The 25,357-nt window shown below is 33.8% G+C and carries 23 protein-coding genes; 12 read left to right on the forward strand and 11 right to left on the reverse strand.

The window, feature by feature from the left end; translation table 11 throughout:
- Positions 1–32: 32 nt before the first annotated feature.
- Positions 33–764 (forward strand): porin family protein, encoded by a 732-nt coding sequence (locus HGP29_RS08790; protein ID WP_168881994.1) that lies wholly within the window; start codon positions 33–35, stop codon positions 762–764.
- Positions 765–817: 53 nt separating this feature from the next.
- Here HGP29_RS08790 and HGP29_RS08795 read toward each other — a convergent pair whose 3' ends face one another.
- The 4 genes from HGP29_RS08795 to yidD all read right to left on the reverse strand — a co-directional run bounded on the left by HGP29_RS08795 (position 818) and on the right by yidD (position 4,289).
- On the reverse strand, positions 818–2,146 hold the full coding sequence (locus HGP29_RS08795; RefSeq protein WP_168881995.1) for a tetratricopeptide repeat protein: 1,329 nt from the start codon (positions 2,144–2,146) through the stop codon (positions 818–820).
- Between the two features lie 183 nt (positions 2,147–2,329).
- A complete protein-coding gene (locus HGP29_RS08800; protein WP_168881996.1) occupies positions 2,330–2,782 on the reverse strand; it encodes a sugar 3,4-ketoisomerase in 453 nt (150 codons plus the stop codon).
- A 75-nt stretch (positions 2,783–2,857) separates the two neighbouring features.
- Complete coding sequence (locus HGP29_RS08805) at positions 2,858–3,970, reverse strand: C1 family peptidase (protein WP_168881997.1); 1,113 nt, start codon at positions 3,968–3,970, stop codon at positions 2,858–2,860.
- Between the two features lie 97 nt (positions 3,971–4,067).
- Entirely contained in the window at positions 4,068–4,289 is a 222-nt protein-coding gene (gene yidD, locus HGP29_RS08810; protein ID WP_168881998.1) for a membrane protein insertion efficiency factor YidD, read from the reverse strand.
- A gap of 174 nt (positions 4,290–4,463) precedes the next feature.
- On the opposite strand from yidD, the gene sucD reads away from it, so the two are divergent.
- Positions 4,464–5,342: a succinate--CoA ligase subunit alpha gene (gene sucD, locus HGP29_RS08815; RefSeq protein WP_168881999.1), complete on the forward strand. Its 879-nt coding sequence runs from the start codon at positions 4,464–4,466 to the stop codon at positions 5,340–5,342.
- An 80-nt stretch (positions 5,343–5,422) separates the two neighbouring features.
- Here the strand turns inward: sucD and HGP29_RS08820 are convergent, their stop codons facing one another.
- Positions 5,423–6,163: an OmpA family protein gene (locus HGP29_RS08820; RefSeq protein WP_211093232.1), complete on the reverse strand. Its 741-nt coding sequence runs from the start codon at positions 6,161–6,163 to the stop codon at positions 5,423–5,425.
- Positions 6,164–6,346: 183 nt separating this feature from the next.
- On the opposite strand from HGP29_RS08820, the gene HGP29_RS08825 reads away from it, so the two are divergent.
- The 3 genes from HGP29_RS08825 (at position 6,347) to ccsA (HGP29_RS08835) (ending at position 11,304) form a co-directional block, all read left to right on the forward strand.
- Positions 6,347–7,339 (forward strand): OmpA family protein, encoded by a 993-nt coding sequence (locus HGP29_RS08825; RefSeq protein ID WP_168882001.1) that lies wholly within the window; start codon positions 6,347–6,349, stop codon positions 7,337–7,339.
- Positions 7,340–7,362: 23 nt separating this feature from the next.
- Complete coding sequence (locus HGP29_RS08830) at positions 7,363–8,544, forward strand: hypothetical protein (protein ID WP_168882002.1); 1,182 nt, start codon at positions 7,363–7,365, stop codon at positions 8,542–8,544.
- A 153-nt stretch (positions 8,545–8,697) separates the two neighbouring features.
- Positions 8,698–11,304, forward strand: a complete 2,607-nt coding sequence (gene ccsA, locus HGP29_RS08835; protein ID WP_168882003.1) for a cytochrome c biogenesis protein CcsA — start codon at positions 8,698–8,700, stop codon at positions 11,302–11,304.
- Between the two features lie 126 nt (positions 11,305–11,430).
- Here the strand turns inward: ccsA (HGP29_RS08835) and HGP29_RS08840 are convergent, their stop codons facing one another.
- Entirely contained in the window at positions 11,431–12,399 is a 969-nt protein-coding gene (locus HGP29_RS08840) for a hypothetical protein (protein WP_168882004.1), read from the reverse strand.
- A gap of 197 nt (positions 12,400–12,596) precedes the next feature.
- Between HGP29_RS08840 and HGP29_RS08845 the strand changes: the two genes are divergently transcribed.
- The 4 genes from HGP29_RS08845 to HGP29_RS08860 are packed head-to-tail and all read left to right on the forward strand — an operon-like array spanning position 12,597 to position 14,650.
- Positions 12,597–13,271: a heme exporter protein CcmB gene (locus HGP29_RS08845; protein WP_168882005.1), complete on the forward strand. Its 675-nt coding sequence runs from the start codon at positions 12,597–12,599 to the stop codon at positions 13,269–13,271.
- A 24-nt stretch (positions 13,272–13,295) separates the two neighbouring features.
- A complete protein-coding gene (gene ccsA, locus HGP29_RS08850) occupies positions 13,296–13,961 on the forward strand; it encodes a cytochrome c biogenesis protein CcsA (protein WP_168882006.1) in 666 nt (221 codons plus the stop codon).
- A gap of 12 nt (positions 13,962–13,973) precedes the next feature.
- The gene (locus tag HGP29_RS08855) at positions 13,974–14,225 is read left to right on the forward strand and encodes a CcmD family protein (RefSeq protein ID WP_211093233.1); all 252 of its coding nucleotides are present in this window, start codon (positions 13,974–13,976) and stop codon (positions 14,223–14,225) included.
- A gap of 11 nt (positions 14,226–14,236) precedes the next feature.
- Complete coding sequence (locus tag HGP29_RS08860; RefSeq protein WP_168882007.1) at positions 14,237–14,650, forward strand: cytochrome c maturation protein CcmE domain-containing protein; 414 nt, start codon at positions 14,237–14,239, stop codon at positions 14,648–14,650.
- Between the two features lie 61 nt (positions 14,651–14,711).
- On the opposite strand, the gene HGP29_RS08865 is transcribed toward HGP29_RS08860, so the two are convergent.
- The 3 genes from HGP29_RS08865 to HGP29_RS08875 all read right to left on the reverse strand — a co-directional run bounded on the left by HGP29_RS08865 (position 14,712) and on the right by HGP29_RS08875 (position 16,538).
- Positions 14,712–15,461 (reverse strand): cytidylate kinase-like family protein, encoded by a 750-nt coding sequence (locus HGP29_RS08865; RefSeq protein ID WP_168882008.1) that lies wholly within the window; start codon positions 15,459–15,461, stop codon positions 14,712–14,714.
- Between the two features lie 82 nt (positions 15,462–15,543).
- Complete coding sequence (locus tag HGP29_RS08870; RefSeq protein WP_168882009.1) at positions 15,544–15,882, reverse strand: hypothetical protein; 339 nt, start codon at positions 15,880–15,882, stop codon at positions 15,544–15,546.
- 32 nt (positions 15,883–15,914) lie between these two features.
- On the reverse strand, positions 15,915–16,538 hold the full coding sequence (locus tag HGP29_RS08875) for a peroxiredoxin-like family protein (RefSeq protein WP_168882010.1): 624 nt from the start codon (positions 16,536–16,538) through the stop codon (positions 15,915–15,917).
- A 131-nt stretch (positions 16,539–16,669) separates the two neighbouring features.
- Here HGP29_RS08875 and HGP29_RS08880 point away from each other — a divergent pair, with 131 nt between their 5' ends.
- A complete protein-coding gene (locus tag HGP29_RS08880) occupies positions 16,670–17,836 on the forward strand; it encodes a DUF4421 family protein (protein WP_168882011.1) in 1,167 nt (388 codons plus the stop codon).
- A gap of 37 nt (positions 17,837–17,873) precedes the next feature.
- On the opposite strand, the gene HGP29_RS08885 is transcribed toward HGP29_RS08880, so the two are convergent.
- Both HGP29_RS08885 and HGP29_RS08890 read right to left on the reverse strand, forming a co-directional pair.
- Positions 17,874–19,145 carry a Glu/Leu/Phe/Val family dehydrogenase gene (locus HGP29_RS08885; RefSeq protein ID WP_168882012.1) on the reverse strand — a complete coding sequence of 424 codons (1,272 nt, stop codon included), beginning with the start codon at positions 19,143–19,145 and terminating at the stop codon, positions 17,874–17,876.
- A gap of 136 nt (positions 19,146–19,281) precedes the next feature.
- Entirely contained in the window at positions 19,282–20,874 is a 1,593-nt protein-coding gene (locus HGP29_RS08890; protein WP_211093234.1) for a hypothetical protein, read from the reverse strand.
- A 252-nt stretch (positions 20,875–21,126) separates the two neighbouring features.
- Between HGP29_RS08890 and pbpC the strand changes: the two genes are divergently transcribed.
- On the forward strand, positions 21,127–23,463 hold the full coding sequence (gene pbpC / locus HGP29_RS08895) for a penicillin-binding protein 1C (RefSeq protein WP_168882014.1): 2,337 nt from the start codon (positions 21,127–21,129) through the stop codon (positions 23,461–23,463).
- 55 nt (positions 23,464–23,518) lie between these two features.
- Entirely contained in the window at positions 23,519–25,339 is a 1,821-nt protein-coding gene (locus HGP29_RS08900; RefSeq protein ID WP_168882015.1) for a cation:proton antiporter, read from the forward strand.
- Positions 25,340–25,357: the final 18 nt, after the last annotated feature.

Below are 25,357 nucleotides of genomic sequence, written 5' to 3' on the forward strand. Positions count from 1 at the left end.
TTACTTGTTCATCAAATTTGATTTTTTAATTCATGCAATCCATATTCCGTAAGTTTCTTTTTACTTGTGGCTTGATTTTGATAAGTATCTCCACCATTTATGCTCAAAAAAATAAGTTAGATCCTCCTAGGATTGCTGCGGGCATAAAAGGAGGTTATTATTCATCTGCTGTTGCTTTTACAACTGCTCCTATTAGTCAGGCTCCTGTAGCTGCTCCAACATTTGGTGTTGTTTTTAAATACAATGCTGAGAAGTTTTTTGGGTTACAGCTAGAAGCAACTTACAATAAAATTGGCTGGAAAGAATATAATCAAGAAAATCTGACGGAATTCGTATATGATCGCTCAATGAATTATATATCCGTCCCAGCACTAACCAACATCTATATTGGAAAGAAGAACTTTCAATTTGTTATTCTATTAGGACCGCAATTCGATTTTCTTGTAGGAGAACAAAAGGATGTGATTGGCGACTTGAACGATCAACGTTACGATTATTACGAAAGAGAAGCTAACCCTGCTGTCGTTTATTTAGCAGGTGGTGTTGGTTTTAATATTTTGACAAAATTTGGGCATTTTCAATTTGAAGGCAGATTTGCTGCAAGTATGACAGATGTTCTCAAAAATGCAGATAGATCTTCTACAAATAGAACCACAGCAACTGTTGGTGGAGTAACGCTCTCCTATATTTTACCAATTAGTGGTTGGAAAGAAAAACCAAAAGAAGAACCAGCCTCAGATAGTGGTTGGGAAATAAGAGACTAAAAAAAATCCCTCATACTTTAATTTTGAGAGATTTTTTATTGATAGTAAAAGTTTTAGATACTGTCTTTTTTAGTATCTAAGTAAGTAAGCGCATCATCTGCCGCAATCTTAAAATTCTTATCGAGTTTTGCACTTTTAAATGAGTTGATCGCTAAATCAACTTTCTCATTCTTCATTGCTGCAATTCCTAATGTAAAGTGATATTTTGCTTTCGTCTTTACATCCAACCCATTATAATTTACCAATTCGTTCAGTACATCAATTGATTCTTGTAGTTTATTCATTTTAAATAAAGCTACAGCCTTTGTGTACTTCACATTGTAATTGTATTCGTCTAAGATTAATGCTGAATCACAAGATTCAACAGATTCATCATATAATTGTGATGATAATTGCCAGTTAGCAATATCTTCATAAATTTTTGATTTCCTATGCTTATCCTGAAGATTATCGATCATCATATATGCCTTATCAATCTGTTCTGACTTATCTGATGTCACTTCAGCAATTCTTATTTGAAGTTCATGTGCTTTAACATTTGAATGATCTTGCTTCAATGCATCAAACAGTAAGTTTGTTGATTTATCAAAATCATATATTTGGTAGTAACACATTGCAATCCAATACTTATATTCTGGTGTAAGTTTAGCCACTAACTTTCGGTATGATCCATAATTGGCTTTCTCTATCACAGAATTCAGCAATTGATATTCCTCCAAGTTGTAATAAGCATACCCAAGTTCATAATAGAATCTTGCTGTCTGACTATTATTGTTAGGAGTGAAATTTAATGCCTGTTTAATGTCTTCAACCGCTTTTTCATATTCACCGTTCATATTATGAAGCTTACCTGAATAATATAATGCGATGTAATTATTATCAGATAAACTCAATACGTCGTTGATATGTGGACGAATCTTATCGTACTCTTCCTCCTTAAACAAAATCATAATGATTTGATTCTTGGAGTTAATACGCTGCGACTTATTACTATTTGATAAATGCTTATAAGCTTGATCATAATACTCAATAGCTTCATCATAATAATCTTTACGCATGTATAAACGAGCCAATTGATAATTCATAAATCCATTTTCAGGAAAGAATTCCAACGCTTGTTCAAACGTATTGATAGCATTATTAAACTGATTAACAGAAACTTGACACTTAGCTTTCATCAGATAATACTGTTCTTGCATTGAATCGTATTTGATGGCAAGAGTATATTCATCGATAGCTTCTATCAATTTGTTTCCTTTTCGTAAGTTTTCCGCCTCTACAAAATGCTCTAAAGCTTTACTTTCTTGTGAGAATGCAGCATTCAAAGTAAAAAAAGTTAGTGTAGAGGTAAGTAATATCTTATATAATAGTGTCCTAGTCATGGTATAATTAAAGAAAAGAACATGAATGTATAAGTTCAAATAAATTCATTTCATGTGTTACCGAAACTAATTATTGGTAGATAGCAATTTTCTACCGGAAAAAAACACCTAGCGATACAGCCCTAAGTGAAGTAGTATTAAGAAAATTTAAATAATAAAATCAAATTTTATTCCAAAATCCAATTATTGATCATAAAATTTCTCATCAGAATAGTCTCTTTGTAACCAATTGACCATATCCTTTTCATAATCTTCCGGATCGTAGTCAGTTGATGCCAAAGTTAATGTAATTGCATCTTTGCTAAAATAAATAGTTCTCCATACTCTTGGTGGTAGATATAATGCTTGACATGGATTATCTAAGATAAACACCTGTCTCTTCATATCTTCCATAATTACCTCAATCTCAACAGAACCATTAATAGCAACAATTACTTCTTCTGTTTCTTTATGTGCATGGTTTCCTCTAACTGTATCTTTGTTAGCTCCATGTGTCCAGAAAACTCTTTTAATAGCAAATGGTATTTGCTTATTTTCATTGACAGGAGTTAGAAAACCCATATTATATGACCCATGCTCTTCAAGTTCAATCACCCTAGGCACAGTATTCATCATTCTTTTTTTCTTGAGAGTCATCGCACGTAATTACTAAAAATTAAAAAAGTCTACACTGAGACCGATGTCCCAGTGTAATTTAAGTAGCTATACAGATTAAATTAATCCTATTTTCTTTTTGATGTCAGAAGGAATTGCATCTTTATGGACCATAACAGATACAGTTTTCATTTGAATATAACCTTCAGACATATATAAGTATCCACCAAAATCATTTGAGTTAGCCCCCCATGAATTTTTAGTGACATAATATTTTTTACCATCATTATCTTTTACAATACCTACGATATGCATAAGATGATCATCAGTGGTAACGTAAGAATCAAAAGCTTCTTGTCTTAATTCTGAAGTTACTTTTATTTCTTTACCATTTTCTTCTTCAATGGTTGCTTTTCCCTGTTTGTGTGAAAAAGATTTCTCTGATACATCACCGTCCCAAGCTAAAGAATAACCTTTATCTAAAGCATTATCCATAACTCTTTCCAGGTCTGCAAGTGGTAAGTTATAATATATACCATTTGACCAGTTATCAGGTATTTCTAAGACACATGGAGAATAATCGTCAAAATTAGTGAATGATGTTAACTCAATGTAATCGCTTGGATTGAAATCCATTTCATCAGCAAATTGCTGAGGTGTATACGATTTGCCATCTACCTCAAAAGATGTTGGTGTTGCTCCCATGTAGGCATCCAATACTGCTTCTAATGCATTTTTCCATTTTGGAGAAACTGTTTTTGAAGAAGCTAATGTCTTCAACATACTTTCCATTACACCAAAAAGTTCCTGATGATCATATCCACCTTTGCTTCCACCTTTTCCATCATAGACATTATTAGGAACAAAACCGTTCTCTTTAATAATGTTCATGACATCATGAGCTAATCCTCCTTCGCCAAATTGAGTTTTCCCTTGACGACGAACATATTTATCTGCTTTAACAGGGTAAGTGTTTCTTACAAAGTACATTTCAGAAAGGTCGTATTCCCCCTTCCCTTTTCTCATTAATTCTGACTCAATGAATGACGTTGTTGAGAAACTCCAACATGTACCTGTTCTTCCTTGGCTTTTTACAGGTGTGGTTTTGACTTGGTTAACTACTTTTAATTTAGTCCCATCTACCAAATTGTCTTGGGCTACTACTCCCAATGTTGATGCGCTGGCTAATAAAACTGAAGCAATTACGTTTTTGAACGAAAGAATCTTCATTTATTTATATTTTTCTATAAAATAATCACATTTAATGGATATAAGACTAAAAATACAAAAACGTTAGCTTAAATTCTAATCATTAACACAAAAAAAGTTAAGGCACTGGATCATACCCACTTCCTCCCCAAGGATGACAGCTTTTAATTCGCTTGATCGCTAACTTTCCTCCTTTAATTAAACCATGCTTTTTCAAAGCTTGTATTGTATACTCAGAACAAGTCGGAGTATATCTGCAAGAAGATGGAGTATAAGGAGAGATTAATAATTGATAACCTCTCACTAAAATCACAAAAAACTGCGTTAAAACCTTTTTCATATTTGCTTATTCGGGTATAAGTTGTACTAAAAATCGTATTTTCGCATATATAGCGACTATACAATGATAATTTCAAAGAAAAAGAATGATCTTTGTTCACTTTGACAATCTAATTGTATAAATTGCAACCGAAAAGGTAATATTAATATTTACTAACAAATAACCAACACAACCATGAGTGTATTGGTCAATAAAGACTCAAAAGTAATTGTTCAAGGATTTACTGGATCTGAGGGCAGTTTTCATGCCGAGCAAATGATTGCTTACGGCACAAATGTAGTAGGTGGTGTAACTCCTGGTAAAGGAGGTCAAACTCACCTAGATCGTCCTGTATTCAATACTGTATCTGATGCGGTAGAACAAGCAGGTGCCAATGTTTCTATCATTTTCGTTCCTCCTGCATTTGCTGCAGACGCGATTATGGAAGCTGCAGATGCTGGTATCAAAGTAATTATTGCAATTACTGAGGGTATCCCAGTTGCAGACATGGTTAAAGCGAAAAACTACCTAGCAGACAAAGACGTTACTCTTATCGGACCAAACTGTCCGGGTGTAATTACTCCAGGCGAAGCTAAAGTAGGAATTATGCCAGGTTTCATCTTCAAGCCAGGTAAAGTAGGTATCGTTTCTAAATCAGGAACTTTAACTTATGAAGCTGCAGACCAAATCGTAAAAGCGGGTTACGGAATTTCAACAGCTATCGGTATTGGTGGTGATCCAATTATTGGAACATCTACTAAAGAAGCTGTTAAGTTACTAATGGCTGACCCTGACACTGATGCTATCGTAATGATTGGTGAAATTGGTGGTAACTATGAAGCTGAAGCTTCTAAGTGGATCCAAGAACAAGGCAACCCTAAGCCGGTTGTAGGTTTCATCGCTGGTCAAACTGCACCAAAAGGTAGAAGAATGGGACATGCTGGAGCTATCGTTGGCGGCGCTGAGGATACAGCTGAAGCAAAAATGCGTATCATGGAAGAATGTGGTATCGCTGTTTCTAAGTCTCCTGCTGATATCGGAGAAACACTTGCAAAATTATTAGTAGAAGCTTAATTACTAGTTTCTGCACATGAAAAAAGACCTTGATTTTTGAATCAAGGTCTTTTTTATTGAATTAAATATATTTTTTTGATTTACCCTTTACTAAGAATAAACTCTATTCTTCTATTTTCTAAATGTTTTCCTGCTGAACACTTAATACCATTTCCACAATCATTAAGTAATTCTTCCTCACCAATTCCTTCAGCGTCTATTTTTGAAGCAGCTACTTTTTTGGACATCAAGACTTCTCTTAAATAATCTGCCCTCTTTTGTGTCATTTCTTTATTATAGATATCTGCACCTCTTGAATCAGAGTGTACTCGAATGGTCACCTTAACATCTGGATTTGTTCTTAATAAATCAGATAGGAAAGTGATTTGTTCTTCACCATTGATGACATTAAAATGACTATTGATTTCGAACTCTAAGTTCGTCAATGTATAAAGTGTATTAAAATGTACTTCTTCGATAGCAAAAGACATTTCAATAATTTCTTCGTCTGTTAGACCTATAGTTGTCAGATTATGTTCTTCTTGATCAAAATACAATGGTTTTGTACCATATACTTTAAACTCTGCCTCTCCTTCTAGAGTAATCACAAACTGTCCATTTTGGTCGGTATAGATCGTAGTCTTGGCACCACTTTTGATATTTTGAATGCAAACCTTTACGCCCTCAATGGTATTCCCGTTGTCACTATCAACGTAAATTCCTTTGAGTGTAAATTCTTTGTTGGAAGCTTCAGTTAAGGCAAAAGATGATAGCAACGCAACACATAAAAGTAGGGCTCTTCTATAATAACAATGAGAAAATCGCATAACAGAAAGTACCATTTTTTAGGTATAGGATAATTTTGAAGTCAAAGTCAAATATACAAACTTATAACGTATGTTAATATAATAAGTTGTGTAATATATAAAATTTTCTTACTCAAGTTATTACAATTCAGCCTTTTCTCAAATCTTCCAAAGACGGTAAAAAAGAAAGCTTAAATAAGTCAGACTCCATAAATGATAATGTTTAACTCATATAAAATCCTATCTTTTTTTTGCTTTTTAGCCTTTGCTCTTACGTCAAATTCACTTTTTGGCAGTCAAAAAATCTCAATTATTGGTTCTGTTTATTCTGAAAAACACAAATCTATAAATGAAGCAGATGTGATTGTTTTTGTTGCAGATACATCGCAAAGAACCAATGGCCTAAAAGTCTATCAACGAAGTAAGTCTGATAAAAATGGTAAATTCAATCTAGAATTACCCCATCATCAGAAGTTTGTAATTTTATGTCAAAAAAATGGATGGGAAACTACCAACGATGCTTTTAGTATCAATACGAATAATATTAGCCCACAACAAAAAATTAGTGTTCAGTTTATCATGAAGAAGAGTGATGGATATGCAAACATCACTGGTAAGATTATAAACCCTCCTTCCAAACAAAATATAAAATGTACTCTTTTTGATGTAAGATTAAATCAATACTTCCAAATCGAATTATCAAACAATAACGCTTTTGAGATTATTGTAGGGCATTATGGAATTTATCACATCATCCTAAAAAGTGAAGACGGTGAGTTACTTTTCCAAGAACGGATCAAAGTGGAGGCTACCAAGATAGATCATGATATTCAACTACCAACTTCACTCTTTACACAACTTAAAGAGTATCCTTTTGAAGTTAATACCGATAAGTTAACGGCATCATCAGAAACAGAATTAAGAGCAATAGCTAGTGAGATGAAGTCAAATATTTATTACCGACTGATCATCAACTGTCATACAGACTCTAGAGGAGATGACGATTTTAATTTAAAATTGTCAAAAAAACAGGCAAACTCTCTCAAAAACTGCTTAATTTCGTATGGGATAAAACCTCAGCGGATTATTGCAGATGGGTTTGGAGAAAACCGCTTGCTAAATGGGTGCAAAAACAATGTAAAATGTTCAAATGCAAAGCACCTAGAAAACCGTAGAGTGGAATATATGTTTTCAATAAGTGATTTAGAATAATTACTTATTTTTTCACATCAAGAATGACGATCGCAACCACACAAAAATATACTCTAGGTGATAGCTCATCTAATGCAGATATCACCCATGTTTGGCTACAAGAAGAAAGTAACGACAGCCTTGTAATCGGCGGTTGTATGCTTTCAAAAAATAACGACGAACAAACTAGATCAACGGTTGACAGTGCTTTCAAAGAAAGTAAGAAACCACAATTAGCCTTAAAGGAAGCCGCAAATACGATTAAAAATTTTGCAGGTGATGACTATGTGCTTGTCTATTTAAAAGACCGTAGAATGTGGCACACTAGAAATGGTCAATTAAGAGTTTTTGTGTTTAGAGAAGGTCGTTTTTTATCTCCTCCACATACAAAAAACACCAATGTTGCTACACCTTTTTTATTAAATGAGGATGATATACTAATTATAGGCAATGCTTCTCTACTTTTTAATACCCCACCAAAGACTTTAAAACAGGTATTCACATCTTCCCTTCCGCAAGTAATTGCCGAAAGCTTAATTCAGAACAATACGGATAACAATATTGCTTTTTGTGGAGTTCTGCCTTGCGAGTTTTTAAGAGATAATGCTCCAAGTAGAAATAGAGAAAAAGCGCTTCAAGAAGTTTTTCCATATGAAAAAGAAGCCGACAAAAAACTAGCAAACCCCAATCAAAAGAAAAATCAAATCTACAATTTTGTTGGGTTCTTACTTTTTGCCCTCCTTGTGATCTTCATGTACACACAAAATAAGGTAAATTGGAAAGGAGAACTCACCAATAAAGATAAAGAGTTAGCTTCTTTACAGACAAAACTCAATAAAGCCGAAAAAGAAATTGAAGCTTTTAGAAGGTATCAGAAACAACATATTCAATCTATCGCAGAAAGAGATTTTGATGCTTTTGACAACGAACGCTATAGAATGTATGCTCTTTTTAGAGATACAAGAAGTCGTTTCAACAGAATCCAGATAGCTGAAAAATTCAATATCTATAATCCATTAGCTATTGAAGCAAAAGTGGTAATGGATGAGAACTGGTTTATCGTACCTGTAAAAGGCACACACCTGGTTCAAAAAGGAGAAACTTTAAAAAAGATTGCTGATATGTATTATGACAATCAGAAGGAAGGTATTCAATTGATACAAGAATTCAATCCACAAGTTGTCGAAGGGCACTCTATTTTCCTTCCATTTGAACAAGAAGACTAAACAAATGTTATATTTGTAGTCGTTACAACAACAATCAAACTTTCAAATCAAAAGGAAAGTTAATAACGTATAGGGTATTAGGGGTTCATTGACCTCTTTTGTAGTTTTGTAAAAAAGGGATCGTACACCCCACAAGATCAAATAACAATCAAAATGATTCACTCTTTCATTGGTGATTTAGGGCATATTTCAATTATTGTAGCTTTCGTTACTGCAATAATTGCTGCCATTTCATATCGCCTTACAGCAATAGAAAAAAACGAGGTTGAGAAACAACGCTGGAAAAGTCTTGCTAGAGGCTCTTTTACCATCCATGGTATTTCCGTTTTCAGTATTGTATGTATTCTATTCTACATGATTTTCAATCACTACTATGAATATCATTATGTATGGAGTCACTCTTCAAACAACTTACCGGCATATTATATAGTATCAAGTTTCTGGGAAGGACAAGAAGGTAGTTTCTTAGTTTGGTCGTTTTGGCATGTTCTAATTGCCTTTTTCATCATTAGAAAGTCTGGTGATTGGGAATTTGATGTTATGTTCATTGTCGCTGCTGTTCAAGCTTTCCTTATTTCAATGGTGCTTGGTATTACAGTTTTTGGATCAAAAATAGGCTCTTCTCCATTTATATTATTAAGAGACGCTATTGAAGCTCCGGTATTCGCTACTAATCCGAATTTTGTTCCCGAAGATGGTACTGGATTAAATCCACTACTACAAAATATTTGGATGGTGATTCACCCTCCTACCTTATTTATGGGTTTTGCTCTTACATTGGTTCCATTTGCATTTGTAATTTCAGCTTTATTGAAAAAAGATTACCAAGGTTGGGTTAAACCAAGTATGGGATGGGTAATCCTAGCTATCTCCGTTTTAGGTATTGGTATTATGATGGGTGCTTACTGGGCCTATGAAACCTTAAACTTTGGTGGTTATTGGAACTGGGACCCAGTAGAAAATGCAGTATATGTACCTTGGTTAATTTTAGTAGCAGGTCTTCATTTAATGATCATTCAACATAAGAGCTTTGCTGCTTTAAAAACTAGTATGATTCTAGTGGTAAGTGCTTTTATCTTAATTTTATATTCAACTTTTCTTACAAGATCTGGTGTATTGGGAGAGGCTTCAGTCCACTCGTTTACAGACTTAGGTCTTTCAGGACAACTATTATTATACCTTATCTTCTTTACGGCAATTGCCATTGTATTATTTGTAGGAAGATGGAAAAGTATGCCTTCAGATCCTGAAGAAGCATCTGCATATAGCCCAGAGTTCTGGTTATTCATAGGTTCTACAGTATTAACTCTTATGAGTTTCCAAGTGTTAGTACCTACTTCAATTCCTGCTTGGAATGCACTTCTTTCTAACTTTGGAATAGAATCAAATGTTGCTCCTCCAGCTGATGCAGTAGCTTTCTATACTAAATTCCAACTTTGGTTTGCGGTAGCATTAGCATTAGTATCAGGTACAACACAATTCTTCTTCTGGAAGAGATTAAATAAAGAAAACATCTGGAGTACATTATCAATACCTTATGTAGCAACTATGTTGATTACAGCATTAATCATCATTTTAGGCAATGTACACCAACCTACATACATCATCCTTTTAACCGCTGCAATATTCAGTTTAGTAGCAAATACTCAAGTATTGATTCAGTATACTAAAGGTAAAATTGCTGTATCTGGAGGTTCTGTCAGCCATATCGGGGTTGCATTGATGTTATTAGGTATCTTAAGTTCTTCTGGATACGAACAAGTGATCTCGTTGAATACTTCAGGTAGAATTTATAATAGTGAATTCCCTGAGGAAATGAACAAAGAGAATGTCCTTCTTTTTAGAGGTCACTCGAAAAGAATGGGTAAATACTACTTAACATACAAAGGTCCAAGGTTAACTTCTCAAGATGTCCCTGGATATTTCAATAAAGACTTTGTGAAGCAAAAGGCATCAGATCCTTATAAGGCAGTAGTTGTTGAAGATATTATTGTAGATGGTGAAACTAAAGCCCAAGTTGGCGATGAAATCCAAATTTACAATGAAAATATCTACTACGAGATCGAATATAAGAGTGATGATGGAGAAATGTTCTCCTTATTCCCTAGAGTTCAAGACAATGAAGATATGGGACCTATCCCATCTCCAGATATTGCCTCATTCTGGAACAAGGACATGTATACTCACATCACAAACTTAGCTGTAAGTGATGAAGAAGTAGAATGGACAATGCAAGACCCTCTGAAAATGTCTATAGGTGATACTACCTACCTAAATGATTATGTAGTAATTTTTGATGGTGTAAAACCACTTGAAAAAGCTCCAGGCTATAACATCAAACCAGAAGATGTCGCTTTACAAGCAACACTTAGAGTTTTAGTAGGAAATAACAAAAGTATCGATTTAAAACCTTCATATATTCTTACAAAAGTAAAACGTATGGGTATTGATGGTGTAATGGAAGATTGGGAAGCAGGTATGCTACCTTCAACAGATAGAGAGCTTGGTTTACGAGTTGTCTTAAAAGAAATTCTCCCTAAAGAAAACTCTTTTGTATTTACTGCTGAAACTACTCAAAAGGATTGGGTAATCATGAAAGCTGTTGAAAAACCATTCATCAGTATCCTTTGGATTGGTACTATCTTATTAGGTATAGGTACAGGTATTTCTTCATACAGACGCTTTAAAGAGGCAAAACAGAAGAATAAAGGAAGTAAAAACGCTATCAATTCTGATAAAAAAGAGAATGTGTTAGTATAATCTATACAACATTCAATTAATAAATAGACATAAAAAAGAGCAATGAATCTAGTAATTCATTGCTCTTTTTTGTATCTACAATACCCTATGGATACTTAAGTTGAGAAGAAATAGTAAATATTTTGACTACCAATCTTCTTCAGGTTTAGCAGGTGTATTTGCATCTTGTTCATCATCTGGTAAACTATCCATTGGATTTTCCTCTTGACTTTCAGCTGCAGCTGCTTCCTCTTTTTCTAATTCCTTTTGTAGTCTGATCTGCTCTAATGAATCTTCTTTCGCTACTTTCAATAAAGAATCTGATTCATATTTTGCTAACTGACTATTATATTTTTCATCCAGAACCCTTTTTGGAATCATATAATTTTTAGGTTTCCAGATCTCGTACCATTTTCTTTTTACTAAATACATTGAATCAGGTACAATAAAGAAACCAGCTCTCATACTATCTTCCCTTGCTACAATATGACCATACTTCTGTAGATATACTTCTGCATCATACATCATTGGAGGCATAGAGTCACTGACAATAAGGTCTTCATCATCATCATTTTGATCAGGAAGTTCCTTTGCTACAATAGAATCATCATAACCTGGACCTCCACCAAACATTAAGTTTTCAAGAGAATCACTAGAACTTACCAGGTATACACTATCTTCTGCTATAAATTCAATGGTAGAATCCTCATCAACTACTGGATAAGGGTTCTTTGTTAAACCAATAATATAGTTAGGATAATTTTTACTGCTCAGTTTTTCTTCTTTGTTTGTTAGCTTTCCATAGAAGCCTCCTCTAGGTTTCACTGTACCACTCCACTCCATTTCTCTTGAAGCATACAGTTCTTCTTCCTTCGCAGTAGAGTCATCTACGAAGTAGCTAATATAGGAATACGAACCTTTAACCGTCATGGTCGAATCATCTCCTAAAGGAAGAAAATAGTCGCCATCAGGGTTAGATGCCTTATTCACGTAATACAAACTATTGGGATCATCTTTTTGATAGAAGACACTCACATAGGCTGGGCAAACCTTGGGCACACATCCATCTAATAGCAAGCAAAAGACAATACCAAAGTATAAAAAAGTTTGTTTCATAAAATATTTAATACCTCCATTACAACAGCAAAATTGATGGAGTTTTCCGCTTCAATCAAATTATGAGAAAAATATTCTATCAATTTTAAAGAATATTTAAATGTTCATCGCATATAAAGTGCCAAAAAAAGTTCAGTTGCTTTGTAATTGGATGTATTGTTGATTTTTTGGTAATTTGCGAAGCAGAAAAGAAGATTATGAAATCAATAATAGCAGAAATAGGAATATTAGTCCGAAAAGAGGTTGAGTTAGAATGGAGAGAAAGGTCTAATCTTAATGGTTTATTATTATTTACAGTAAGCACTATTTTTGTTTGTTACCTGAGTTTCAATCAAAAAAGAGTGGAGCTATCGCCAATTACTTGGAATACTCTTTTTTGGATTATCCAATTATTTGCTGCCTTAAATGGAGCAGCTAAAAGTTTCAACCAAGAGGCAAAAGGGCGATTCTTCTATTACTACCAAATGGTAAGCCCCCAATCCATCATCTTGTCCAAGATGATTTACAATGCCTTCTTAATGTTAATCATCGCATTCCTCGGATTAGGGGTTTATAGTGTTGTACTTGGCAACCCTGTACAAGACCCTTTATTATTCTATGGTAGTGTGTGTTTAGGAGCCATTGGTTTTGCATCATCACTGACGATGGTATCTGGTATTGCTTCCAAGGTTCAAGGAAACAATACATTAATGGCAATATTAGGGCTACCAGCAATCCTTCCAATGATATTAATGCTTATTAAAATTTCTAAAAATGCGATGGACGGAATAGCCCGTAGTCAAAGTATGGACGAATTCTTAGTTATTTTTGCTATTGATGTTATTGTAATTACGGTTTCTTATCTCCTCTTTCCGTATCTTTGGAGGAGTTAAATTAATAAATTAAACAATTCACAAATGAAAAGTGCTTGGTGGAAAATCACCGCAATAGTTCTTCTCGCTTACACTCTGATTATCGGACTCCTGATGGACGTTCCTAGATTAGCGATTTTAAATGAAACGATTCGTAATTTATTCTTCCACGTTCCAATGTGGTTCGGAATGATTCTCGTTCTTCTAGGTTCAATGGTATATTCAATTAAATATTTGAGACATCACAGAATTGAGGACGATATCTGGGCTAATGAATTAACAAATACAGGAATAGTATTCGGTATATTAGGTATTTTAACTGGTGCCGTTTGGGCCAAATACACTTGGGGTGACTGGTGGAGTGGAGACCCTAAACAAAACGCCGCTGCTGGTGGTTTAATGTTTTACTTCGCTTATGTAATTCTGAGAGGTGCTTTTAAAGATGAAGAGCAAAAGGCAAGAATAAGTGCTATTTGGAATATCTTCGCTTTTGCTGTTTTTATTCCACTAATTTTCGTCTTACCTCGTTTAACTGATTCGTTACATCCTGGTAATGGTGGAAACCCTGGTTTTAATGCTTATGACATGGATAGTAAATTACGTATGGTATTTTACCCTGCAGTAATAGGTTGGACACTAATAGGCGTCTGGTTCGCTCAATTAAGAGTAAGAGCCAAAAAAATTGAGAATATTATTTTAGAAAACGATTAAGGTATATAATAGATGAAAAAGTTATTTTCCAGTTTACTTCTTTGGGGTATGATGATAGTCAATACCTTAGCTCAAGGTAAAATCCCTACAACAGAAAGTGATTATGTAAATAATAGCGTAGAAATGGCTGATGCTATGAGAGCTGATGGCAAAATCTATGTAGTAGTTGCAGTGATTGTTACTTTATGGGTAGGATTGATTGTTTACTTGATCAATACTGACCAGAAATTAAAGAAGCTAGAACAATTGGTTAACGACAAATAAAAATTACACCCATGAAAAAGTCACATATTTTCGGTTTGATCATCATTGGTATTATGATTAGTATCCTTGTAGTTACTGCAGGAGATGCTAGTGCATATGTAGATTTCTCTACAGCTTATGAATTAGCTCATGATGGTGATGAAAACAAAGTTCATGTTATTGGTGAACTTCAAAAAGACAAAAATGGAAACGTTATTGGCATCCAATACGATCCTGCTCAAGACGCCAATTATTTGGCTTTTAACCTTGTCGATGACAAGAATGTAATGAAGAGAGTCGTTTGTTATTCTCCTCCTGCTTCAATGAGAGATTTTGAAAAATCTGAAAAAGTAGTAGTGATCGGTAGAGCAAAGAAAGACGGTGATTTTATTGCTTCAGAAATCTTAATGAAATGTCCTTCTAAATACGAAGAGACACAACTTTAAGACAAAGAATACTAGAATATAAAAAGGCTCAATACAATTTACGTATTGAGCCTTATCTATTTTATACAGAAACTTTTTGCTTCTGTTCCTTTTCTTTTTCTCTTCTCAGGTCTTTCACTTTTGCATTTGTAAAAGATAAAAGGTAATCTGCTAAAGTACTATCATCAAGTCTTGTTCTATCAATTACAGTATCATAAGATTCTCTCTTACCTTTTCCGATATGCTCTAGAAAATCATTTCTCAATTTAGAGTACTTCAACATTTTGAGTTTTGCATCTTGAAAGCCCAAATTGTGATTTTCCATAATCTTTGCAACTCTAAATTGATAATTGCTATTCACCTTAATCCTTAGAGCATTCGATAACCCTTCAGCATAGAATCCTCCTCCTCTGCCTAAAATTATCACATTACCTCTTTCAAAGTAGGCATGAATTATAGACTTTAATGTACTATCCAATTTACCATCCAACTTATTATAGCTTGGACTAAACGAATGAATCAACTGCTCAATAAGTCCTTTCTTTTCTTGTGGAACGTATTCTGCAATATCTTTGTATTCAAGATGCAATTCTTCAGATAAATCTCTGATCACAGAGGTATCTATAAGGAGCCACTTTTTAGGACAAAGGTCAAACCCTATTTCTTCCTTATTTAACCGATCTACCAAAAGTTGAGCTACTTTTTTTACAGAAGAGCCATACTCTCTAGAGATCGTTAATACTATTCCTTGAGAGTTAGGTCGATAATGAGAAGAACGATTAAATTCCATCTCAAGATTCTTAATCAATTGATTGAGGACATTCGCTTTCATGACAGTTATGTTTTAAGGTGTTTTTATATAAATGTAATTTAAACACTTATATACTTTTTTACATTGACTGTCATCACCAAACCTAAATGATCTTATCTAAGATATATTTTCCTAATTCTTCTTCAGAAGTAAAAATATCAATCATCAAGGGATTTAACATAGAATTGATCATCGGAGGAATGTGTTCTTCAATCGGAGGATTCATCTCCTTTACGAAAGCCTCTTTATGTTGTTCGATCAATTCTTGTTGTTTTTGATATGCCACACTTAATTTTGAAGCATTATAACCGTTTCTTTTTAGGTAGAGTAAACGTGTATCATTCAACTCATTTTCTTTTAGCCCCATTAAATGACTTCCTAAAGCTTCTGAAATAAAGCTTTTCCCTCCTAATTGTTTTTCTTCCTGATCTAACTGTTGCATTTGAAAATTAAATTATGATATATATAAAATCGTTATTCTCCTCCCATTGTTTCAGCTGCAGTTACTAATAATGTAGAACTGATTCTTTTTTTGAAATTAGGGTTGATATACTCAAAGCTAATTTCTCCATTTTGTTTTACAAAGAAAACCGCAGGAACTGGTAACATTTGGTGTTTTTCTCCAGTAGTTGTAACAATGTCCATTCCTAAGTTTGAAAATCTTTTGAATGCTTTATCATCCAATTCATAAGCCAAACCAAACTTTTTAGAAGCTTCCATATCACTGTCAGATAAAAGCATGTAATTCATCATGTGTTTATCATAAGTTAGTGATAAATGGTCTGGAGTATCAGGTGAAATAGCAATGATTTGATAACCAATACTCACTAAGTAGTCTGATACCTCTCCTAAGCCAGCAAGCTGTTTATTACAGTAAGGGCACCATCCCCCTCTGTAGAAAATTAGTACTGTAGGTTTCTTCTTGATCATTTTTGATAGATCAACCAAGTTGCTCTCTACATCTCTTAAGGAGACTTGTGGAACAGTTTCACCAATTAGTAGAGGCGATATATCATTAGCATTAGTTGGAACATCTTGACCAAATAAATTGAATGAAAGCAGGAAAAAAGTTATCGAAATGATAGATTGTTTAAACATGGTATAAGCTGATTATTTTATTGTCCGTAATTGAGTTTATAAAATTATTTATCAAGTTAAAAATTATCTTTTATATTTTTTCATTAAAGTATGAAATCATGTAATTTGAGAGTATTCTGATTTTTTCCATTATGCAGCAAATACTTAAAACGCTACTTTTTTATCTATTTTGGTTGTCTACAAGTTCTACTTTTGGTCAAAGTACAATGGATTCGCTGCATCAAAACAATTCTCATGTTAGAGATATAATGGATAAAGTAAGTCTTAGTGCTTACTTCTCGAATTCAAAGTTGAATCTTATTTTTAATAATTACCCCCCAAAATCATGGTGGGATAATGATGGTTTAACCCGTAGAAATAGACCCAATGACATTGTTTATAGACCGAATAATAGTTATTTGGTTGGGCTCGGTTTCTCTTTTGGTAACCTTGGAGTAAGAGCCAGTATTCAAACGCCTTATTCCCAATACGATGAAAGCATTTATGGCAAATCAAGTGTTTTCCGTTTAAGAGTAGATGGCTTTGTAAAGAAATGGTATTTAGATGCTGAATATTATCGTTACTCAGGATTCTTAGATTCTACTCCTCAGTATTATGATAGTTTACAAACCACACCTGCCCCATTAATTAGAGATGATATAATTACTAGATCGATTAACCTTCATGGTGTACGATTTAATAATAAGAAATTTAGTTATAAGGCTATTTTCAAACAGAAGGAAATTCAATTAAGAAGTGCATTCACTACTTATTATAAATTTAGATTCAGATCTGAAAACTATAATGCCCTAGAACCATTCTTACCTCCATTAGCTAGAAACCCTGATTCTACATATGGAACAATGACTAAGCTAAGAATGTTTGATTTAACAGCAATTGGAGGTGTTGCAGGTGTACTAGTGTATAAAGGTTTTTATGTTGGAGGAATGCTTGGAATTGGAGCTGGAGGTCAATACCAAACCTTCACTTTACAAGATGGCAGTGATGGACATTATTCTTTTCTTCCTGCACTAGACTTTAAAGCATCAGGTGGATATAATACAGAAAGGCTATTTATCACGATGCAGATTAACTCTGAAATTAGTTATAGTGCATTACCTAACACTTTTAATCAAGAGTTTTTAGCAATCAGTTACTTTACAAGTTTTGAGATCAATTGTGGTTATCGATTTAACATGGGACCTAATTTACACAAAGCTGTTTTATGGGCTAATGATGTTATCAACAGCACAATAAATACAGTGCTTACGGGTGGAAAAGGCACTCATTCTAAAAGAAATAGACCCAATGAAGAATAACTCCAAAGGGTCTTACATACTGATTTATTAAAATTTCTTAGAAGCTTCCTCTTAATTTATAAGTATCAGCAACTTTAGTAATGGCTACCATATATGAGGCAATTCTCATCGATACATTATGTTTTTCTGCAATCTTAAATACTTTCTCAAAAGCTTCTTTCATAATTCTATCTGATCTCCTGTTTACTCTATCTCGAGTCCATTTATACCCTAAACGGTTTTGTACCCATTCGAAATAAGAAACAGTTACGCCTCCAGCATTTGCTAGAATATCTGGCACTACAACAATACCTTTATCATGAAGAATCTTATCCGCTTTTGCTCCAGTAGGACCATTGGCTCCTTCAACAATTAATTTTGCCTTAATATTCTCAGCATTTTTATTGTTGATTACATCTTCTTTTGCTGCAGGTACTAAAACATCAACTTCAAGTTCTAAAAGTTGATCATTTGTGATCAATTCTCCACCTGTAAAGCCTTCTAATGTTTTATATGTTTCTCTGTATTCACTTGCCTCTCTGAGGTCAATTCCATCAGGATTATAAAATGCTCCTGTGTGATCACTGATAGCAACAATTTTCAATCCTTTCTGGTGTAAAAGTTTTGCAGCATTACTACCAACATTACCATATCCTTGGACAGCACAAGTTGCATCATTTGGAGAGATTTTGATTTTTCTCAATGCTTCCATTGCAGAAACCATCACTCCTCTACCTGTTGCTTCTACTCTACCTAGAGATCCTCCCAATACTAGAGGCTTACCGGTAACAACAGCCTGAACAGTTTTACCTTGAGCTTTAGAATATTCATCCATAATCCAAGCCATTTCCTGAGGACCTGTCCCCATATCTGGAGCTGGAATATCGATATCTGGCCCAAAGATCTCATACATTTTTACCGTATAAGCTCTTGTTAGCCTCTCTAATTCACCTTTAGACATTTTCGAAGGGTCACATTTAATCCCTCCTTTTGCTCCACCATATGGAATGTCTACTACAGCACATTTCCAAGTCATCCAAGCTGCCAATGCTTTTACTTCATCAAGGTTCACATCCATATCATAACGGACGCCACCTTTTGAAGGACCTAGAGTGTTTGAATGGATTACACGGTATCCTTCAAATACTTTTTTATGTCCATCATCCATCACAATCGGTAATGAAACAATTACCTGTTTTGCTGGACTTTTTAAGACTTCGTAAGTTTCTAAATCGAGACCTAGTTTTTCAGCGGCAATATTAAATCGCTCCATCATCGACTCAAAGGGATTCTCCTTGTCTGTAATCGGAGCTGGTTCAATGTAACCCATCGCAAGTGTGTGTTTATATATGTGTAAATAGTACGTTTATAACACAAATTACTCAAAAAAGTAGTCACATAAACAAACTATTTAGTAAAATTTCAATCAACAAATATTTTAAAAGTCTATATATCAACTAATTAAACTAATCAGTTAATGATCTATTACTGTAGGACAAACAGGTTAAAAAGAAGTATTGATCGGATTCATTCTTCGATAATCGATTCTGAATTTTCTTAGTTCCGGTATGGATAAAATGATTACCGTACCAATGCGTCAACCCTCCATTTGTATATTTTTCAATTTCATAAGCAGGTGAATAATCCTTGTATGAAATCACCTGACAATCGTGTTTATACTCTAATCTTTCAGATACTTTATAGAAATAACTATCTCTGCTAACATGTAAGAATGCTACCTTTCTATTATCTGCATATGCACCAACAAGTTCAACAGGTAGTTCTGTTTTCAGGTTTCTTGTCAAGTAGGTATTGTCCCAACGCATTTCTCCTGTTTCAAAGTCGAAACCACAAGCTAAAGCCCTTTTGAAATTACATTCGATAGGGAAAGGATAGTTTTCTTTCATCTTCTCATTCACAAGCATACTTGGAATGTATTCCCCTTTTCTAACAATCATATTGTCATAATCCTGAACAAAACCTGAGAAAGTGGGCACTTCAGCTTTAGAATAAAAGCCATCACCAGCATATTTTGCAGTTTCGTTAAATGGGTAAATAAAACTCACTTCATTGATTACAAAGACTACCTGACCATTCATAAACTGAAGTCTATTAGGCATCACTTCTAAACGTAAAGGAACAACTTTATCCTTTTCACGTCTTTTCTGGAATTTCTCTTGGCTCTTTTCTTTCGTTTTTGGGTCTAAGTGACTGTAGAAATTATTAAAGAATGAGAAGTCATAAAATTTTGGATTTAATCGATAACCTCTATTTGATAAAATCATTGAATAAACTCCTTGCGTAGATTCAGATTCATTACCTAAACCATAAGTACCAATCATTACTAATTCACCTCTTGAATTATGATAAGGTCTAAAAGTTTGATAATTGTACTCTCTCTGAATTTCTTCAAAATATTGTTTATGAATATTTCCATCTATAGAATAATCAATTACATATAGTCCTCGATGTATACTCGACATTTGAGCTTTTATTACAACTGTAAGCATATCGACGTCTCTATCGTATTCCATACAAACAATTCCCCCTTTTATCTGGTGTACTGATGACAATACTCTGCGCGTTCCTACTTCTAGATCCCAATGAGTTATGATAGGTAAATTGTTTGCTGAACCACCTAAGAAAGCAATGTTATCTTCAACAGAGAAATAGTCTACTTTCATTTTCTCTACGTTCTTGTAGTAGAAAACTTTTTGGGCTCCATCAGCTAATCTAATTCTTAGAACCTGATAATTCAATTCTGATGATTTCATTAAGAAATAAGCATAATCATCATCGTAACCATCTGAAATTACATCTCCATAATGGTCTAATTTGATCTGCTTTGTCCACTTTTTCTGAAAATCAGTTTGAACATAAGTAACCTCTATATCTGAAATGATATTTTTCTTTTCTCCTCCGTAGCGATTTCTTAAAACGAGTAAACCTTGTTCTCCCATTTCATTTAACCTGTAAGAACCATCATATTCATGTAACATTGGAAACTGAATAGTGTGTTCTTCAAAAGTCTGAGAGAATAATGATGATGAGATAAGCATTAAGGTTAATATACTAATAGTTGTGTATCGTGTTATCGATGTCTTCATGGGCCAAGCGTGTGATAGTTGATGAGAATAATTAACTAGGTTATTACAGGGTAGAATAAAAATATGTACATTTACAAGAGAATAGTATGCTGTTTTATAGACTGACGATAATTGTACTATTCTTATTCTTTGTTTACTTCCATAGTAATAGAAGTTTCCTCTCTTGTTGTTTACAGAATGATATTCTTCAAATTAAGAGTAATATTGAAAGAAACTAAATTTACAAGCATAAAAATCAAGCAGTTAACTACAAAACTAATTAAAACTTTAACGTTTCTTAGTTTAGTACAATTATTAATCTTCGGGGTAGTTCATTTCCTTTTTCCCTATCCAAAGAAAATACATTATGGACAAGTACTCTATTCTTCTAATAATGAAGTTATTGGTGCAACACTCAATAATGAAGATAAATGGAGATTATATTCTAGCCTAGATGAAGTAGACCCTTTATTTATTGATAATATTTTACACAAAGAGGACCAACACTTTTATTACCATTTAGGTGTAGATCCGTTAGCAATAATTAGAGCTTTTTTCAATAATATTTATAGTAATAAAAGAACATCAGGTGCATCCACAATTAGTATGCAAGTTGTTCGATTGCTAGAACCAAAAGAAAGAACCTACTACAATAAAATTATCGAAATGTTTAGGGCATTACAGCTTGAATGTACTTACTCAAAAAAGGAAATACTTGAAATGTATATCAATATCATTCCTTTTGGTGGTAATATAGAAGGCATCAAAGCTGCTACTGTTTTATATCTACAAAAGAACCCTGGAATTCTAAGCCCTGCAGAAGCATGTATGCTCTCTATTATTCCCAATCGCCCTACATCATTAGCATTAGGAAAACAGCAAGACCTTATCGTTTCAGAAAGAAATAAGTGGTTAGAAAGATACTATCAAGGTGGTTTAATTGATGAGAATGCTTTAGAATCAGCAAAGGTTGAACCTATAAATCTTCAACGTACAAGTATCCCTAAAATAATTCCTCACTTAAGTAGACAACTGACAAACAGGTTTTATGATGAATCTAGAATCAAAACTTACATCAACATTAATACACAATTAAAAACGCAAGATTTAGTAAAAAAATATGCTCGACGATTAAGGAGTATTGGGATTAATAATGCTGCCGCAATCATTATCGATAATCATACTAGAGAGGTCATCTCCTATGTTGGTTCTCAAGACTTCTTCGATGATAAATTTGCTGGTCAGGTTGATGGAATTCAGGCGAAAAGATCACCTGGAAGTACATTAAAACCATTAATTTATGGGATTGGGTTCGACAGAGGTTTAATCACACCGAAAACTAAAATATTAGATGTACCTACGGATTTTGGAAACTATAGTCCACTTAATTATGATGAAAAGTTTAGAGGCTATATCACTGTTGAGGATGCTCTAGGAAAGTCTTTGAATATACCTGCAGTAGCAACATTAGAAGAAATTGGTGTGGATCATTTCACTAACAAATTAATCACAGCTGGCTTTAACAGTATAGCACAACAAAAAAATAGATTGGGGTTATCTGTCGCACTAGGAGGTTGTGGTGTAACTTTAGAAGAATTAACGGGTTTATATGCCTCATTGGGAAATAAAGGAACATATTCCTCCCTAAGAAAAAGTACTTTTGACAAGGATTCCACTAACTATCAAATAATAAGTCCTGAAAGTAATTATATGATATATGAGATACTTTCTAATTTAAAACGTCCCGATTTACCTAATAATCCTCAAAACAGTAATAATGCTCCTAACATTGCTTGGAAAACAGGAACTTCATATGGTAGAAAAGATGCATGGAGTATTGGTTACAATAAAGAATATACTGTTGGAGTATGGTGTGGTAACTTCAATAACGAAGGTTCTCCTGATTTAACGGGTGCAGAGACAGCGACACCACTGCTTTTTAATATTTTCAGAACTTTATATCCAACAGTAAATTCAAAAAAAGAAGAATTTGAAATACCAGATCAACTTTTCGAAAGATTAGTATGTAGCAGTACAGGTTTAATTCCAGAATATTTCTGTGATCATACTATAGAAGATAGCTATATCCCTACTGTATCATTAACCAAGAAATGTTCACATCGAAAACTATATTTTATTAATCCGATAGAATCCTTCTCATATTGTGGAAAATGTTTGCCTAAAGAAGGTGGGTATAAAAAGAAGTTTTACAACAATTATCCAGAACAATTGGTACGTTTTTATAACGATGAAAAAATACCTTTTGAAACTCCTCCACCTCATAACCCTGAATGCAAATATACAATTTCAGGTAAACCTCCTACGATTTCAAGCCCTGTAGATGGTCGTACTTATTATATCCTAGATCATAATACTGAACTAGAATTGCAGGCGATTACGGCTAATGATGTAGATTATATTTATTGGTATGTAAATGACCAATATGTGGCTAAGGTAAATATAGAATCTTCATTTTTTTATCAATTTGAAGTGGGAAAAAATAAAATATCCTGCACTGATGATAAGGGAAGAACCAACGAGATTTTTATATTTGTTAATTAGGAATAGATTTCATTATCGTTAAAATCAGACAAAAACTATTACTTAATCAGTTAGAATGGTAGAACTTGCCTCATTAATTGGCTTAGGCTTTTTTGCACAATGGCTTGGATGGAAGGTAAAAATACCTGCTATCCTCCCCTTAATTTTAATTGGTCTTCTAGTTGGACCAGTATCTACACTCTTTACACCTGATGGTGCTAAGTTTATCGATGGTGATAAAATTTTCCATGGTGATTTAATGTTCGATGTGGTCAACTTATCAGTAGGCTTAATCCTGTTTGAAGGTGGAATGACATTAAAGATTAAGGAAACCAAAAACCTAGGTGGCGTGATATGGAGAATATTAATCTTTGGTACTATCATAACACTTATAGGTGGTGCATTAGCGACCCACTATATCATGGGCTTTAGCTATCGCATTGCTTTTTTATTCGGAGGACTAATCATCGTTTCTGGCCCTACAGTAGTAGGACCGATGCTAAGGAATATTAAACCCAATAATAGAATAAATACAATTCTCAAATGGGAAGGTATATTAATAGATCCTATCGGGGCACTTACAGCCATCTTAATTTTTGACTTTGTCTTATCAGGGCAACCCAACGAGTTATTCACATTTTTCGCATTAAAAGGTTTTATTCTTCTAACATTAGCCGGGTTATTTGTTGGAGGAGTAGCTTCTTTTATCACCATAAAGATGTTGAATGATCGGAATATTTTACCCGAACATTTAAAAAACACCATCATTCTTGGAGCTGTAATTGGCACTTTCGCCTTATCCGATATGTTACATGCAGAATCTGGGTTATTAGCAGTAACGGTATATGGGATGATTATAGGAAACTCTAAAGTTGCATCCCTTAAATCTATATTACATTTCACAGAAGATATTACTGTTATCCTAATCTCTTTCTTGTTTGTTATGCTTTCATCAAGAATGCAGGTGGATGACCTTTTGGCATTAGTCAACACAAAAAGTGCATTATTATTTATCGTTATAATATATGTGATAAGACCTTTAGTTGTGCTAAGTAGTACGATCGGGACATCACTTTCCTGGAGAGAACGAATTTTCATCTCTTATATATCACCAAGAGGGATTGTTGCTGCAGGTGTCGCTTCATTGTTTACTATTAAATTAACAACAGGTAGTGTTCCAATCAATGAAATGCAAGTTGAGGAAGCCAAAATGCTTCTTCCACTAACATTTATGATTATTGTGGGTACAGTAGTGATACAAGGACTTACGGCAAAACCATTAGCAAAAGCATTAAAGGTAACTAGAAAGGAACCTAATGGTATACTATTCTTAGGAGCAAGTGAAGTAGGGCGATTCATTGCTAAAATTCTTAAGAAATACGACATTCCAGTAATGATGTCGGATACTTCAAAACCTAATATTCGAGAAGCCCAGGGACAAGGAATTAAAACTTACGAAGGAAGTATCCTTTCAGAAGGAGCTTTGGAATTTGTTGACTTCTCTGCTTATGGCCAACTTTTCTCGACTACATCAAACGATGAAATCAATATTCTCGGTAATAGAACGATCTCATCAGAATTGGGCATGAACAAAGTTTTTAGACTTGCTTCGAGAAATGAAGTTCGAATGAATACGCTTCAAAAACCCCAACATCTATTATTCCAAGGCAAATACGACTTTATAGGTTTAACACATCTTATACGACGTAAACATATTGTAAAGAATGTTAAATCAGAGCAGTATTATGATCAAGAGGAATCATTAAAATTGTTATCAACATTTGATTTACCAATATTTATACTTCACGCTAATCATTATATCACTCCTGTAACGGATTCTTTAAGTGAAATCAACGAAGGTGATGAAATAATTTACTTAGAATTCACAAATTCGTAAAGCATTGTTATTAAGGTT

The organism is Flammeovirga agarivorans (genome assembly GCF_012641475.1).
Lineage (GTDB): Bacteria > Bacteroidota > Bacteroidia > Cytophagales > Flammeovirgaceae > Flammeovirga > Flammeovirga agarivorans.